General features: G+C 63.1%; 14 protein-coding genes. 11 read left to right on the top strand and 3 right to left on the bottom strand.

The annotated features are described in order from the left end of the window. From gmk to M3N55_RS08010, 3 genes are all read left to right on the top strand, one after another. The gene (gmk, locus tag M3N55_RS08020) at positions 1-642 is read left to right on the top strand and encodes a guanylate kinase (RefSeq protein WP_249058009.1); all 642 of its coding nucleotides are present in this window, start codon (positions 1-3) and stop codon (positions 640-642) included. Positions 643-714: 72 nt separating this feature from the next. Then, the gene (locus M3N55_RS08015; RefSeq protein WP_249058008.1) at positions 715-915 is read left to right on the top strand and encodes a hypothetical protein; all 201 of its coding nucleotides are present in this window, start codon (positions 715-717) and stop codon (positions 913-915) included. Positions 916-972: 57 nt separating this feature from the next. After that, positions 973-1,554 (top strand): 5-formyltetrahydrofolate cyclo-ligase, encoded by a 582-nt coding sequence (locus M3N55_RS08010; protein ID WP_249058007.1) that lies wholly within the window; start codon positions 973-975, stop codon positions 1,552-1,554. 145 nt (positions 1,555-1,699) lie between these two features. Here M3N55_RS08010 and M3N55_RS08005 read toward each other — a convergent pair whose 3' ends face one another. Continuing rightward, positions 1,700-2,293: an ImuA family protein gene (locus M3N55_RS08005; protein WP_249058006.1), complete on the bottom strand. Its 594-nt coding sequence runs from the start codon at positions 2,291-2,293 to the stop codon at positions 1,700-1,702. 128 nt (positions 2,294-2,421) lie between these two features. Here M3N55_RS08005 and M3N55_RS08000 point away from each other — a divergent pair, with 128 nt between their 5' ends. Then, the gene (locus M3N55_RS08000) at positions 2,422-3,462 is read left to right on the top strand and encodes an aldo/keto reductase (RefSeq protein WP_249058005.1); all 1,041 of its coding nucleotides are present in this window, start codon (positions 2,422-2,424) and stop codon (positions 3,460-3,462) included. Between the two features lie 61 nt (positions 3,463-3,523). Then, positions 3,524-4,219: an HAD family hydrolase gene (locus M3N55_RS07995; RefSeq protein ID WP_249058004.1), complete on the top strand. Its 696-nt coding sequence runs from the start codon at positions 3,524-3,526 to the stop codon at positions 4,217-4,219. 73 nt (positions 4,220-4,292) lie between these two features. Here M3N55_RS07995 and M3N55_RS07990 read toward each other — a convergent pair whose 3' ends face one another. Together M3N55_RS07990 and M3N55_RS07985 are read right to left on the bottom strand one after the other, a co-directional pair. Beyond that, on the bottom strand, positions 4,293-4,700 hold the full coding sequence (locus M3N55_RS07990; protein ID WP_249058003.1) for a VOC family protein: 408 nt from the start codon (positions 4,698-4,700) through the stop codon (positions 4,293-4,295). Next, the gene (locus tag M3N55_RS07985) at positions 4,684-6,159 is read right to left on the bottom strand and encodes a replicative DNA helicase (protein WP_249058082.1); all 1,476 of its coding nucleotides are present in this window, start codon (positions 6,157-6,159) and stop codon (positions 4,684-4,686) included. The genes M3N55_RS07990 and M3N55_RS07985 overlap by 17 nt, the downstream gene beginning before the upstream one ends. A 182-nt stretch (positions 6,160-6,341) precedes the next feature. Here M3N55_RS07985 and hisS point away from each other — a divergent pair, with 182 nt between their 5' ends. From hisS to M3N55_RS07950, 6 genes are all read left to right on the top strand, one after another. Beyond that, positions 6,342-7,832, top strand: a complete 1,491-nt coding sequence (hisS, locus tag M3N55_RS07980) for a histidine--tRNA ligase (protein WP_249058002.1) — start codon at positions 6,342-6,344, stop codon at positions 7,830-7,832. Beyond that, positions 7,829-8,905 carry an ATP phosphoribosyltransferase regulatory subunit gene (locus tag M3N55_RS07975; protein WP_249058001.1) on the top strand — a complete coding sequence of 359 codons (1,077 nt, stop codon included), beginning with the start codon at positions 7,829-7,831 and terminating at the stop codon, positions 8,903-8,905. Before hisS ends, M3N55_RS07975 begins: the two co-directional genes overlap by 4 nt. Then, on the top strand, positions 8,902-9,621 hold the full coding sequence (gene hisG / locus M3N55_RS07970) for an ATP phosphoribosyltransferase (protein WP_249058000.1): 720 nt from the start codon (positions 8,902-8,904) through the stop codon (positions 9,619-9,621). Before M3N55_RS07975 ends, hisG begins: the two co-directional genes overlap by 4 nt. Before the next feature lie 66 nt (positions 9,622-9,687). Continuing rightward, the gene (locus M3N55_RS16760; RefSeq protein ID WP_346429261.1) at positions 9,688-10,317 is read left to right on the top strand and encodes a serine O-acetyltransferase; all 630 of its coding nucleotides are present in this window, start codon (positions 9,688-9,690) and stop codon (positions 10,315-10,317) included. Further along, entirely contained in the window at positions 10,314-11,507 is a 1,194-nt protein-coding gene (locus tag M3N55_RS07955; protein ID WP_249057999.1) for a hypothetical protein, read from the top strand. Before M3N55_RS16760 ends, M3N55_RS07955 begins: the two co-directional genes overlap by 4 nt. Beyond that, positions 11,504-12,874 (top strand): cytochrome P450, encoded by a 1,371-nt coding sequence (locus M3N55_RS07950; protein ID WP_249057998.1) that lies wholly within the window; start codon positions 11,504-11,506, stop codon positions 12,872-12,874. Before M3N55_RS07955 ends, M3N55_RS07950 begins: the two co-directional genes overlap by 4 nt. Positions 12,875-12,917 lie beyond the last annotated feature (43 nt).

The raw sequence follows: 12,917 nt of genomic DNA, 5'->3' as shown, positions 1-12,917 counted from the left end.
ATGATCCGACGCGGGCTTCTCATCATCCTGTCATCGCCCTCTGGTGCGGGCAAATCCACGCTGGCCAAGCGCCTGATGGCCTGGGATGACAGCCTGCGCTTTTCGGTCTCTGCCACCACGCGCCCCCCGCGCGAGGGCGAAGTGGATGGGCGCGAATATTACTTCAAGACGCATCAGGACTTCGCCACCATGATCGCGGCGGGCGACATGCTGGAACATGCCGAGGTGTTCGGCAATTTCTACGGCTCGCCCAAAGGGCCGGTTGTTCAGGCAATGGAGGCCGGGCGCGACACGCTTTTCGATATTGATTGGCAAGGCGGGCAACAGATCCGCAATTCCAGCCTGGGCAAGGATGTGATCTCTATCTTTATCCTGCCGCCGTCGATTACCGAATTGGACCGCCGTTTGCGCAGCCGTGGGCAGGATAGTGACGCCGTGATCGACGACCGGATGCGCAAGTCGCGCGATGAGATAAGCCATTGGGCGGAATATGATTATGTTCTTGTCAACGCGGATCTGGACGCCACCGAAGCGCGTCTGCGCAGCATCATAGAAGGCGAGCGGCTGCGGCGTGACCGCCAACCGGGCCTGAATGATTTTGTGCGCGGTCTGAATACCGAATTCGACCGCAACCGTGGCTGACGCGCGCGTTTAACCTTCCAGCAAGGTTTTAAAGGTAGCGTCGCGCTATCTGTTGGCGTTGAGGGGGTGCATATGATCGTCTTGCATGTTGTAATCGCGTTGCTCTTTGGTTTGGTCGGATTGGTCTATGGGCTGATGCTTGGCCTTTCGGCGGGTCATCTTGGGGTGCTTTACGGGTTGTGCGGCGGGCTTGGGTTGCTGTTGTCGATTACGGCACGCATGGCTTTGGCCGAGATGTCGGATTGGGCGCGCAAACCGGCGCAAGGCGGGTAGCGCGGGCAAAGCGTGTCATGGTGCACTGGGCCTGCGGAATTTGGGCAAGGGATGCGCATGGACAAATCGGCACATCGGGACGCAGCAGCCAAACGCCGGGCTGTAGCCCATACAGGCAACGGTGCAGATGCGGCGCAACATGCCTGTCGCGCCGTTGCGCACCATCTGGAGGGTGCTTTTGGCAGCAAGCTGTCACGGGTTGTGCTGGCCGGGTATATGCCCATGCGGTCCGAAATCTCTCCCCTACCGCTTATGATGGCGCATCCCGGCCCGGTTTGCGTGCCGGTGATCGTCGCGCGCGACACGCCGCTGGAATTTCATCGCTGGACCACCGACGCCGCGATGCAACCGGGGCGCTTCGGGGCAGAGATTCCGCTGCTGGCAGAGAAGATTGTGCCGCAGGTGCTGATCGTGCCGCTTCTGGCTTTCGACCAGCGTGGCTATCGGCTGGGCTATGGCGGCGGGTTCTACGACCGCACATTGGCGCAGTTGCGCGCGCGGGGCGAGGTGTTGGCGATTGGCCTTGCCTATGGCGCACAGGCGCAGCCAGCCGTCCCGATCGAGCCGACGGATGAACCGCTGGACCTGATCGCCACTGAAGCGGGGCTTTTGCATGTCCAAGGGCGCGGTGTGGCTTAGACGACAGGCTCTGCTCGTTCCGCCTCCCTGTTATTGCCTTGAAAAAGACCAGCGCAAGGCTGCTGCGACCCGTTTCGCGGGGGGGCGGCAAGGTAACGCTCAGACCCGCCATTTGGCAATGGACCCCACGTCCGAGTGACATGCTTTACGCGGATAATGGCGCCAGATGCAGCCCGTTGCCATAATCCTGCACATGCCAGCGTGCAGGCGGGGTCATCCGGGCGCGCAGACGTGAGAGTTGCCATGCCGCGCCCACAGGCTCTGTTGCGGAAAGGTCCCGCGCCGGGCAGGGGGCCATGTGCCAGCGGGTTTCCACCCCCGGCGTGCCACCCTCGCCGGGTGTCAGTACCAGCGCGCGAACCCCGCCACCCGGACGCCGCGCGCAGCCTTCCTCTGCGGCCAGATGCAGGCGGCGCAAAGGTGTCATCGCCACGGGTTCGGCCAGATCGACCACCACCAACGCACAGGCGCCGCTGCGCAAGCCATCCTCGGCACAGCCCAGCAGTTCGGTGTCGCGCGTGGCGTCGGCCAGAATCAGCCCGCCCGGCGCGGCCCAGTCCGCCAGCCCTTGCGGATAGGGCCGGTCGGGATTGTGCCGCAGCCGCAACCACAGCACTGGCGCTGCCCAGCCCATGACCCAAGCCGTCAGAACCCGCCGCGCCGGGCCGCAGAATTCATGCGCGCGCCCCGGTGCCAAGACCAGAGTATCGGACACGGCGCATTTGGAAACGTCCAGCATTTCACCCCAATGTTTACACTTTGTTCTATATATTGGAGATATCCTGCCGCAAGGCAAGAAAACGGTTTAACTTGGGGGCAGAGCGGGTAAATTGCGGCCAACCTTGTTCGCAAGAAGGAATATACATCATGCGCAAACGGACGCTGGGCCGCAGCGATCTGACGGTTTCGGAATATTGTCTGGGCACCATGACCTATGGCAGCCAGACGGAGGAGGCTGACGCCCACCGCCAGATGGATATGGCTTGGGACGCCGGGATCAACTTTCTGGACGCCGCAGAAATGTATCCGGTCAACCCCGTCACGCTGGAAACCGCGGGCCGGACAGAGGAAATTGTTGGCCGCTGGCTGGCCAGCCGCAAACCAAACGGCGCGGTCATTGCCACCAAAATCACCGGCGAAGGGTCTGTCGCCGTGCCCGGCGGTGTGCCGATTTCGGGCGACCGGATGCGCGCGGCGGTTGATGCGTCGCTTGCGCGGCTGCAAACTGACTGCATCGACATTTATCAGTTGCACTGGCCCAATCGCGGGTCCTACCATTTCCGCAAAAGCTGGGGCTTTGACCCGTCGGGCCAGAACCGGGCCGAAACGGTCGCGCATATGCGCGAGATCCTGACCTTGGCGCAAGAGCTGATCGCCGCTGGCAAGATCCGCCATATCGCGCTGTCGAATGAAAGCGCCTGGGGCACGGGCATGTGGCTGCGCCTGGCCGAAGAAGAGGGGCTGCCTCGCGTTCTGACGCTGCAAAACGAGTATTCGCTGCTGTGCCGCTATTTCGACCTGGATATGGCCGAGCTGTGCGTGAACGAAGATATTCCGCTGCTGGCCTATACCCCCTTGGCCGCTGGTTTGCTGACCGGGAAATACGCAGGCAACGTTACCCCCGACGACTCGCGCCGGTCGCGCAACGGTGATCTGGGTGGCCGTATCACGGGGCGCGTGTTCGAGGCCGTGTCGGGCTACATGGCAATTGCCAACGAGCACAATATCGACCCGGTGCATATGGCGATAAACTGGACGCTGTCGCGCCCCGCGACCACGCTGCCGATCATCGGGGCGACCACATCCGAGCAATTGGCGCATATTCTTGCAGGTCGGGATGTGCAGATCACAGCTGAGATGCGCGCCGCCATTGAGCAGATGAACCGTGCCATGCCGATGGTGTTCTGAGCTGTCATCAGCGTGTCGCGCGCGCCAGATAGGCCGCGCGTGACATCTGCCGGAGTGTGCCATGACCTTGCCCCCCCTGCGCGCGGTGCTGTTCGACAAGGACGGCACGCTGTTTGACTTTGCGGCCAGTTGGGCGGGCTGGATGGCGGGCGTGATCGACACGCTATCCGAGGGCGACACGGCCCGCGCCGACGCCATCGCGCGGGCGGTGCGGTTTGACCGTGCGGCGCGGGCCTTCCATCCGTCCTCGCCCGTGATTGCCGGAACGCTCGATGAGGGTGCCGATCTGATCCGTCCGCATATCGCGCCGGACCGCGCCGAAGGCCTGGCGGACTATCTGCTGGAGAGCTCGAAACACGCCGCCATGGTCCCGCCGGTGCCGCTGGCGCCCCTGCTACAGGGGTTGCTTGCGCGCGGGCTGGTGCTGGGCGTGGCCACGAATGATGCCGCTGAATCCGCCCATGCGCATTTGGACGCCGCCGGGATTGCCGGGCAATTCGCACATGTGCTGGGGTATGACAGCGGCTACATCCCCAAACCCGCGCCCGATATGCTGCTGGGCTTTGCAGCGCGCGCCGGGTTGCCGCCGGGCAGCGTGGCCATGGTGGGCGACAGCACACATGATCTGCTTGCCGGCCGCGCGGCGGGAATGGTCTGCATTGGCGTGCTGACGGGCCTGGCGGATGAGGCGACGCTTGCGCCCCATGCCGATCTTGTATTGCCCGATATCGGGCATTTGCCGGATTACCTGGGGTAGGTAATTTCGGGGGCTGCCGCCCCCCTGCGGCTGCGCCGCATTCCCCCCGCGAGTATTTAGGGCAAGATGAAGCTCAGTTGAAGATTGTGAGTGTCGGGTCCTGTTCTGCGTAATGGGCCAAGCGGCTGGCGAGGCTTCCGACATGCAATTCCAGCTTATGCCCGTCCGGGTCAGTCAGGTAGAGCGAGGCGCCTTCCGAGCGGTTTTCCTTCCATCGGGGCATGGCCTTCAGGCGGTCGAAGAGGCGCGCAAACCCGTCTGCTGAGACTGAAAATGCCACATGGCTGTGATCTTGCGCGGGCTGCGGCGTGCCAAATTCAAGACATAGCCAAAGCGCACCCCCCTCCAGATAGGCCAGGCGCGGACCGCGCGCGCGCACGTGCAGGCCAAGCGCATCGCGGTAGAAGCCAAGCGCGCGATCAATGTCAGACACGACGAGCGTGACGTGATTGACGGCCGAAATGTCAGAAGCGTTCGCCATCCTGCTGCCATGGTTTGACAAGGTTGCCGAAGCGGGTGAACTGGCCCTCGAAGCTGAGCTCGACTGTGCCGATTGGGCCGTGGCGCTGTTTGCCGATGATGACCTCTGCCTTGCCATGGACCGATTCCATCTTGGCCTGCCAGGTCGCCATTTTGTCCAATTCATCTTCGCCCGGTTTCTCGCGCTCGCGGTAATATTCGTCGCGGTAGACGAACATGACCACATCGGCGTCCTGCTCGATCGAGCCGGATTCGCGCAGGTCCGACAGTTGCGGCCGCTTGTCTTCGCGCGATTCCACGTTCCGCGAGAGCTGCGACAGCGCGATGACGGGGATGTTCAATTCCTTGGCGATGGCTTTCAGCCCTTGGGTGATTTCCGACACTTCTTGCACGCGGCTTTCCTTGGTTGAGCCGCGCAAGAGCTGCAAATAGTCGACCATCAGCACATCCAGCCCATGCGTGCGCTTCAGGCGGCGGGCGCGGGCGGCGACTTGGGAAATGGGCAAAGCGGGCGTGTCGTCAATGTAAAGCGGGCAGGATTCGAGCGATTTTGCCGCCTCTACGAAACGACGGAACTCGGCTTCCGACATGTCGCCCCGGCGGATCTGTTCGCTGGGCACTTCGGCGGCTTCGGACAGGATACGCGCGGCCAATTGTTCGGCGCTCATCTCCAGCGAGAAGAACCCGACTGCGCCGCCCTCGATGGCGCCTTCGGTTCCGTCGGGCCTGCGCCCGGTGCGATACGCCTTGGCAATGTTGAATGCGATATTCGTGGCAAGCGAGGTTTTCCCCATGGAGGGCCGCCCGGCCAGGATGAGCAAATCCGACGGGTGCAAGCCGCCCAGCTTCTTGTCCATGTCGATCAGCCCGGTCGAGATGCCGGCCAGTCCCCCGTCGCGCTGATAGGCGGCGTTGGCCATTTGCACGGCATCGGTCACGGCTTTCAGAAAACTCTGGAAGCCGCGCTCGGCCACGCCCTGTTCGGCCAGCTTATACAAGCGCTGTTCGGCTTCGACGATCTGCTCTTTGGGTTCCGACGCCACGTCCATTTTCTGCGCCTGCGCGGCAATATCCTGCCCCAGCCGGATCAGGTCGCGACGCACCGCCAGATCATAGATCATCTGCGCGTAATCGCGCGCGGCATAGGCGGAAATGGCGGCGGCGGCCAGACGCGCCAGATAGGCCGCCCCGCCCAGCTCTTTCAGCCCCTCGTCATCTTCCATGAACGCTTTCAGCGTCACCGGAGAGGCCAGCGCGTTCTTGGCGATGCGCGCGGTCGCGATCTCGAATATCCGCTGGTGGACGGGTTCATAGAAATGATCGTGCTTCACCAGCGAGGATATGCGGTCATAAATATCGTTATTGACCAGAATCGCGCCCAGAAGCTGTTGTTCCGCTTCAATGTTATGGGGCAGGGTTTCCGCCGGTCCTTCGGGGCGGATCGTGCTGATTTCGTTCATTTGGGCCATGCCACCGCTATATCTGGTAAGTGAATACCTTTAGCGGATTCGGGGCCGTTTCGCAAATTGTATAGTTCTGTGGATAAGCCATGGAAAAGCGCCCGTCATGCCCCGGTCTTGCCCCTGCGCGGCCCTTGGGCTAAGGCCAAGCGCGAAAGATGACCCCAGCAGGAGCGCCCGAAATGGCCAAGACCAAAGGCCCCCGCCGCCCCAAGGCGCAGACCCCGAAAGGGTTCCGTGATTACTTTGGCAGCGATGTGACCGCGCGCAAGGCGATGTTGGACAAGATTGCAGAGGTCTACCACCGCTACGGGTTCGACGCGTTGGAAACCTCGGCGGTCGAGACGGTTGAGGCCTTGGGCAAGTTCCTGCCCGATGTGGACCGCCCGAATGAAGGCGTGTTCGCGTGGCAGGAAGATGACGACTGGCTGGCGCTGCGCTACGACCTGACGGCCCCCCTGGCCCGCGTGGCGGCGCAATACCGGCAGGATTTGCCGACGCCGTATCGGCGCTACGCGATGGGGCCGGTCTGGCGGAACGAAAAGCCGGGGCCGGGGCGGTTTCGGCAGTTTTATCAGTGTGATGCGGATACGGTCGGGGCGGCGTCTGTGGCCGCCGATGCCGAGATTTGCGCCATGCTGGCGGATGCTTTGGAAGCTGTGGGGATCGCGCGCGGGGATTATGTGATCCGGGTGAATAACCGGAAGGTGTTGGATGGCATAATGGAAGCTGTCGGACTCCTGCGAGTCGGAGAACCAGAATACAAAGCCAAAGAACGAGGGATCGCTATTCGCGCTTTGGACAAATGGGATCGGCTTGGAGAGCATGGAGTCGAAAAGCTGCTTTCCACGGGGCGCAAAGATGAATCTGGTGACTTCACTGAAGGTGCCGGTTTGGATCATCTTCAGGCGCTGTGGGTTACAACACTACTGATGCAGAGACTTAATAGCGTTGAAGCAACACTCGACGTTTTCCGGGAGAAACTCGCGGAATCTGCAATTGGTCTCGAAGGCGTAGACGAACTTCAGCAAATCGCTTCGCTCCTCGACGCCCAAGGCTACGGCCCCGACCGCATCATCATCGACCCCTCTGTTGTCCGGGGCCTTGGCTATTACACCGGCCCGGTGTTCGAGGCGGAGTTGACCTTTGAAATCCTCGACGAAAAGGGCCGTCCGCGTCAGTTCGGTTCTGTCGCAGGCGGTGGGCGCTATGATGATTTGGTCAAGCGCTTCACCGGCCAGACGGTGCCTGCCACCGGCGTCAGCATCGGGGTGGACCGTTTGCTGGCCGCGCTCGACGCCAAGGGCAAGGGGCCAAGCCGCGCGCAAGGCCCGGTGGTCGTGACGGTCATGGACCGCGCAAGAATGGCCGATTACATGGCGTTGGTGAATGAATTGCGCCAAGCGGGCATCCGCGCCGAGATGTATCTGGGCAACCCCAAGAATTTCGGCAACCAGTTGAAATACGCCGACAAACGCGAAAGCCCCGTCGCCATCATCATGGGCGAGGATGAAGCGCAAAAAGGCGTGGTGCAGGTCAAAGACCTGATCCTTGGCGCGCAGATCGCCGCCGATGCCTCTGTCGAGGAATGGAAAGCGCAGTCCCAACAAGTGGAGGTGGCGCGCGCCGACATGGTCGCCACCGTGCGCGAGATACTGGCCCGCTACGCATGAGCCGGGCCGAGGATATAAGCGCGGCTCTGCTGGCGCAGATGCTGGATGCGGGCGCGCAGCGCGTGACGCCCGACATTCTGCAACCGGCGGAAACGCTGCTGGACCTGTATGGCGAGGACATTCGCGCGCGCGCCTATGTCACCCATGACCCGGCCTTGGGCGAAATGATGCTGCGCCCTGATTTTACCGTGCCGGTGGTGCAGGCGCATATGGCAGATGGGGCGGAGCCTGCGCGCTATGCTTATTCGGGCGCGGTGTTTCGCAAGCAATCGGCCAGCCGCGCGCGGGAATACCTGCAAGTGGGGTATGAGCTGTTTGCGCGCGACACCGCGGCGCAGGCCGATGCCGAGGTGTTCGCTTTATTCGCGCGGCTGCTTGAGGGTCACGCTTTGCGGCCCGTCACCGGGGATATGGGGATTGTCAAAGCGGCTGTATTGGGCTTGTCCACCACCGAGCGGCGGCGCGCGGCCTTGTTGCGCCATATCTGGCGGCCGAAGCGGTTCCGCGCGCTGCTGGAGCGGATGCGCGGGCAGGGGCCGCTTGCCGCTGACCGTGCGGCTTTGGTAGACCGCTTGCGCGCGGCACCCGTGGCAGAGTTGATCGCTGAAGCCGGACCGCAACTGGGCCTGCGCGGCGCCGATGAGATCGCCGCGCGTGTGGCGGCTTTGTTGGAGGATGCAAGCGCCGCACCCATACCCGATGACCAAGCCCAAGCGCTGGAAGCACTGTTGTCACTGGCCGCCCCCGCACGCGCGGCGCTGGCGCAGATGCGGGGCATGGGCTGGGCAGCGATTACGCCTGCGCTGGACCGGCTGGAAGCGCGGCTGGCGGCGTTGGACGCCAAGGGCATAAACACCGAAACCCTGCCATTCGAGGCCAGTTTCGGGCGCACCAATATGGAATATTACGACGGGTTCGTCTTTGGTTTTCTGGCCCGCGACGACTTGCCACCGGTGGCCACCGGCGGGCGCTATGACGCGCTGACGGCGGTGCTGGGGCAAGGGCGCGCCATCCCTGCGGTGGGCGGTGTGATCCGGCCAGACATGCTGGCGGCTTTGGAGGATGCGCAATGACCCTGAAACTGGGTGTGCCGTCCAAGGGGCGGCTGATGGAGCAGAGTTTCGACTGGTTCGCCGCGCGTGGTCTGACCTTGTCGCGCACCGGGTCCGCCCGCGAATACGCAGGCGCGGTAGACGGCGTGGATGGCGTGGAACTGGTGCTGCTCTCGGCCAGTGAAATCCCGCGCGAATTGGCGGCGGGGCGCATTCATCTGGGCGTGACCGGGTCCGACCTTGTGCGCGAGACGCTGCCCGATTGGGCCGCATCGGTCGCGGAACTGGCGCAAATGGGGTTTGGCCATGCCGACCTGATCCTTGCGGTGCCGGTCACTTGGGTCGATGTCGAGACATTGGACGATCTGGATGCTGCGGCGGCAGCGTTCCGCGCGCGCCACGGCTTCCGGCTGCGGATTGCGACCAAGTATCATCGGTTGGTGCGCGAGCATCTGCGCGCGCATGGTGTGGCCGATTACCAACTGGTCGACAGCCAGGGCGCGACAGAGGGCACGATCCGTAACCTGACGGCGGAAGCGGTGGCCGATATCACCTCTACCGGGGAAACATTGCGCGCGAACCATCTGAAAATTCTGAAGGGCGCGCCGGTGCACCAGTCGCAGGCAACGCTTTTCGCATCTCGCCTTGCCGATTGGTCAGACGCGCGCGCCGTGCTTGCGCGCGTGACATCCCAGCTTGGAATCGGGCAATCCGACAGCATTCCGCCATTGCTGTAAAAGGTTTCTTTCCAGCCCAGCAGGTTTCGCGCTAAGTTATTCTCTGATGTAATGGCGAGGTCTTGCGTGAATATTTCGGAGCATCCCCAGACGCGAGTGCGCCCTCTTGCCGCGCCGATCTCTGATGGCAGCCAGAACGGCAACCCGCCAGAGCTGACCTTCTGGCGGCTGGTCGCAGAGGACCTGCACACTCATAGAGGCGATTTCCTGGCGCAGGGGTTCTGGTGCCTCTTCTGGCACCGGTTCGGAAATTGGCGCATGTCGGTGCGGTTCAAGCCCGCGCGTGTGGTGTTGACGGCGATTTACCGCACCATGTTCCGTGCCGGTCAATGGATTGGCGGCATGGAGCTGCCCTATACGGTGCAGGTTGGGCGCAGGGTTCGGCTGGAGCATTTCGGCGGTATGATCCTTGTGGCCCGCGCGATTGGCAATGACGTGGTGTTACGCCAGAATACGACCTTGGGCATTCCGCGCGATGATGACATCAACGCGCGTCCGGTTCTGGAGGACCATGTCGATATTGGTGCCGGTGCGGTGGTGCTGGGGGATATTACCGTGGGGCGCGGCGCGCTGATCGGGGCCAATGCCGTGGTGGTCAAGGATGTCCCACCCGGCGCGGTTATGGTCGGTGTTCCGGCAAAATGCATCCGGATGCGCGACCCCTCAGAGATCGACGGCACCGGGGCTTCGGGATGACAGATGCCGGCAAGCGGTTCCGGCGGCAGGTGTTCTATATTCCGGGTTACGACCCGTTTCCGCCCAGACGTTACCGCGAATTATACCGCAGCGAAGGTGCCGAACAGGCGAAAATTTCGGGCTATTCCCTGCGCCAGAAACCCTACAAGGGTGATGGGCCTTATGGCTGGGTTGTCACGTCGCTGATGAATGGCAGGCCAGCCGAAAGCCGAATTCAAATTCTGCAATGGTCTGATATCGTGCGCGAATCCATGTCGGCGGGCATCTGGGCCACCTATGCTCTGCTGGTCCGGACGGCGTGGATTTACCTGTCCACCGGGGCGCTGTTTCGCCTGTTTCGGCTACGGGCCGGGCCGGGGATTGCGGCGATGTATCCGGTCGTGATGTTGCTGGGGCAGTTGTTGGTCGCCGTGCTGGCCGCGCTGGGGTTGGGATGGGTGCTGGCCTTGGTTGTGCCCGGTTGGCTTGGCTATCTGTTGGGGCTGGCCGTGATCTGGCCGGTGCTGGAAGGGTTCCGCCGGATCGACGGCAAATTCTTCGTGCATTACCTGCTGCTGGATTTTGCCTTTACCGCCAAACACAAGGGCCGCAACCCGCCCGAACTGGAAGCGCGGCTGGACGAGTTCGCCGCGCTGATTGCCGCGGCCTTGGCCGACCCGGACCTCGACGAGGTGCTGGTCGTCGGCCACTCGTCCGGCGTTCACTTGGGCGTGTCGGTGCTGGCGCGCGTCGTGGCGGGCGATGTGCCGCCGGGCAAGCTGGGGTTCTTGTCGCTGGGCCATGCGGTACCAATGCAATCCTACCTGCCAGAGGCGCAGGGGCTGCGCGCCGATCTGGCCGCGCTGTCGCAATCGGACAAAGTGTTCTGGCTGGATGTGACCGCGCCGGGCGATGGGTGCTGCTATGCGCTATGTGACCCGGTGGCTTGTTCCGGTGCGGGCAGTGATAACCAGAAATGGCCGCGAATCATTTCGGCGGCCTTCACGCAAAGCCTGACGCCGGAAACCCACCGCAAATACAAACGCCGGTATTTCCGGCTGCATTTTCAGTATCTTTGCGCCTTCGATGCGCCCAAGGACTATGATTATTTCCAGATCACGGCGGGGCCGATGTCTTTGGCGGATCGATTCGGGGCGCGCAAACCTTCGGCCAGTGTGTCGCGCGCGTGTTATCTGCCGGGGGCTGCGTGACGCGTCCGCCCATGCCACAGCACCGCGCCGACCGTGTGGCGCTGTGGCGGCATGTGCTGATGTTCCGGCGCGATATTCTCTCGGCGCAGCCTGCAAAGCTGTATCGTGCGAAAATGGCAGAGATGCGCTTGCCGTTTTTGCGCTCGGTTATGGTCAACACGCCCGATCTGGTGCGGCTGGTGCTGCAAGAACGCGCGCCGGATTTCCCGAAATCGGGCCGGGTGCGCGAAGGGCTGCGACCGCTTCTGGGCAATTCGGTTTTTGTGACCAATGGCGCGACATGGGCGCGGCAGCGCCGCATGATCGACCCGGCTTTTGAAGGCGGGCGCCTGCGCGAGACCTTCCCGGCCATGTGGGCCGCATCCGAGGCGATGGCCGCGCGGATTGGTCCCGGCTGGGCAGAGATCGAGGCGATGACCAGCCACGCCGCCGCCGATGTGATCTTCCGCACGCTGTTTTCCGTGCCGATAGAGGACGCGCGGGCGGCAGAGGTCTACACCGCGTTTCGGGCTCATCAGCGCGCCGCACCGATCCTGAACCTTGCGGCACTTCTGCCCCTGCCGGGCTGGCTGCCGCGCCCGATGCCTCGTCACGCGCGTGCCACCGCCGGGCGCATTCGCGCGCTGATGACCGGCATGACCGAAGCGCGGGCGGCGGCTATTGCGGCAGGCACCGCGCCGGATGATCTGGCGACCAAGATCATGACCACCCGCGACCCCGACACCGGTGCAGTGTTCGAGACGGGCGAAATGGTCGATCAGGTCGCCATCTTCTTTCTGGCGGGGCATGAAACCAGCGCCTCGGCCTTGGCGTGGACGCTGTATCTGATTGCAACCCATCCCGAATGGCAGGCCGAATTGGCGGCAGAGGCGCAGGCCATCCGCCCGCATATTGGCGGCCCCGCACCCGAATTCGGAATTCTGCGCCAGTTCCCCCGTATCCGCGACACGGTCCGAGAGGCTTTGCGGCTGTATCCGCCGGTCCCGATGATGGTGCGCGAGGCTGCGCGGCCGGAAACCTTCCGCAACCGTCCGGTTCCCGCCGGTGCGCAGGTTATTGTCAGCCCGTGGCATATGGGCCGCAACGAACATATCTGGCCCGACCCGCACGAATTTCGTCCCGACCGCTGGGCAGAGGATACGACCCGCGCGCAGGCCCGCGATGGGTATATTCCGTTTTCCGCCGGGCCGCGTGTCTGCCCCGGCGCGGGCTTTGCCATGGCAGAGGCCGTGCTGATCCTTGCGCGACTGCTTGCCGAATGGGAGCTTCGCGCCGACCCGGACCGCGTCCCCGTTCCCGTGGCGCATATGACGGTGCGCGCCAAAGACGGGATATGGCTGGAGCTGCGGCCTCGTGCGGCAGGGTAAAACATTCAGCTATTTGAATTGACGCCCTTTGACCGCATTGTTA

It is taken from the genome of Roseinatronobacter domitianus (assembly GCF_023336755.1).
Taxonomy (GTDB): Bacteria; Pseudomonadota; Alphaproteobacteria; order Rhodobacterales; family Rhodobacteraceae; genus Roseinatronobacter; species Roseinatronobacter domitianus.
This window is presented reverse-complemented; position numbering and strand designations above follow the sequence as displayed.

Coding starts and splice junctions, on each gene's coding strand:
- gmk (WP_249058009.1), top strand. CDS start 1: ATGATCCGACGCGGGCTTCTCATCATCCTGTCATCGCCCTCTGGTGCG.
- M3N55_RS07985 (WP_249058082.1), bottom strand. CDS start 6,159: ATGAACGAAATCAGCACGATCCGCCCCGAAGGACCGGCGGAAACCCTG.
- M3N55_RS08010 (WP_249058007.1), top strand. CDS start 973: ATGGACAAATCGGCACATCGGGACGCAGCAGCCAAACGCCGGGCTGTA.
- M3N55_RS08005 (WP_249058006.1), bottom strand. CDS start 2,293: ATGCTGGACGTTTCCAAATGCGCCGTGTCCGATACTCTGGTCTTGGCA.
- M3N55_RS08000 (WP_249058005.1), top strand. CDS start 2,422: ATGCGCAAACGGACGCTGGGCCGCAGCGATCTGACGGTTTCGGAATAT.
- hisS (WP_249058002.1), top strand. CDS start 6,342: ATGGCCAAGACCAAAGGCCCCCGCCGCCCCAAGGCGCAGACCCCGAAA.
- M3N55_RS07995 (WP_249058004.1), top strand. CDS start 3,524: ATGACCTTGCCCCCCCTGCGCGCGGTGCTGTTCGACAAGGACGGCACG.
- M3N55_RS07955 (WP_249057999.1), top strand. CDS start 10,314: ATGACAGATGCCGGCAAGCGGTTCCGGCGGCAGGTGTTCTATATTCCG.
- M3N55_RS08015 (WP_249058008.1), top strand. CDS start 715: ATGATCGTCTTGCATGTTGTAATCGCGTTGCTCTTTGGTTTGGTCGGA.
- M3N55_RS07990 (WP_249058003.1), bottom strand. CDS start 4,700: ATGGCGAACGCTTCTGACATTTCGGCCGTCAATCACGTCACGCTCGTC.
- M3N55_RS07975 (WP_249058001.1), top strand. CDS start 7,829: ATGAGCCGGGCCGAGGATATAAGCGCGGCTCTGCTGGCGCAGATGCTG.
- hisG (WP_249058000.1), top strand. CDS start 8,902: ATGACCCTGAAACTGGGTGTGCCGTCCAAGGGGCGGCTGATGGAGCAG.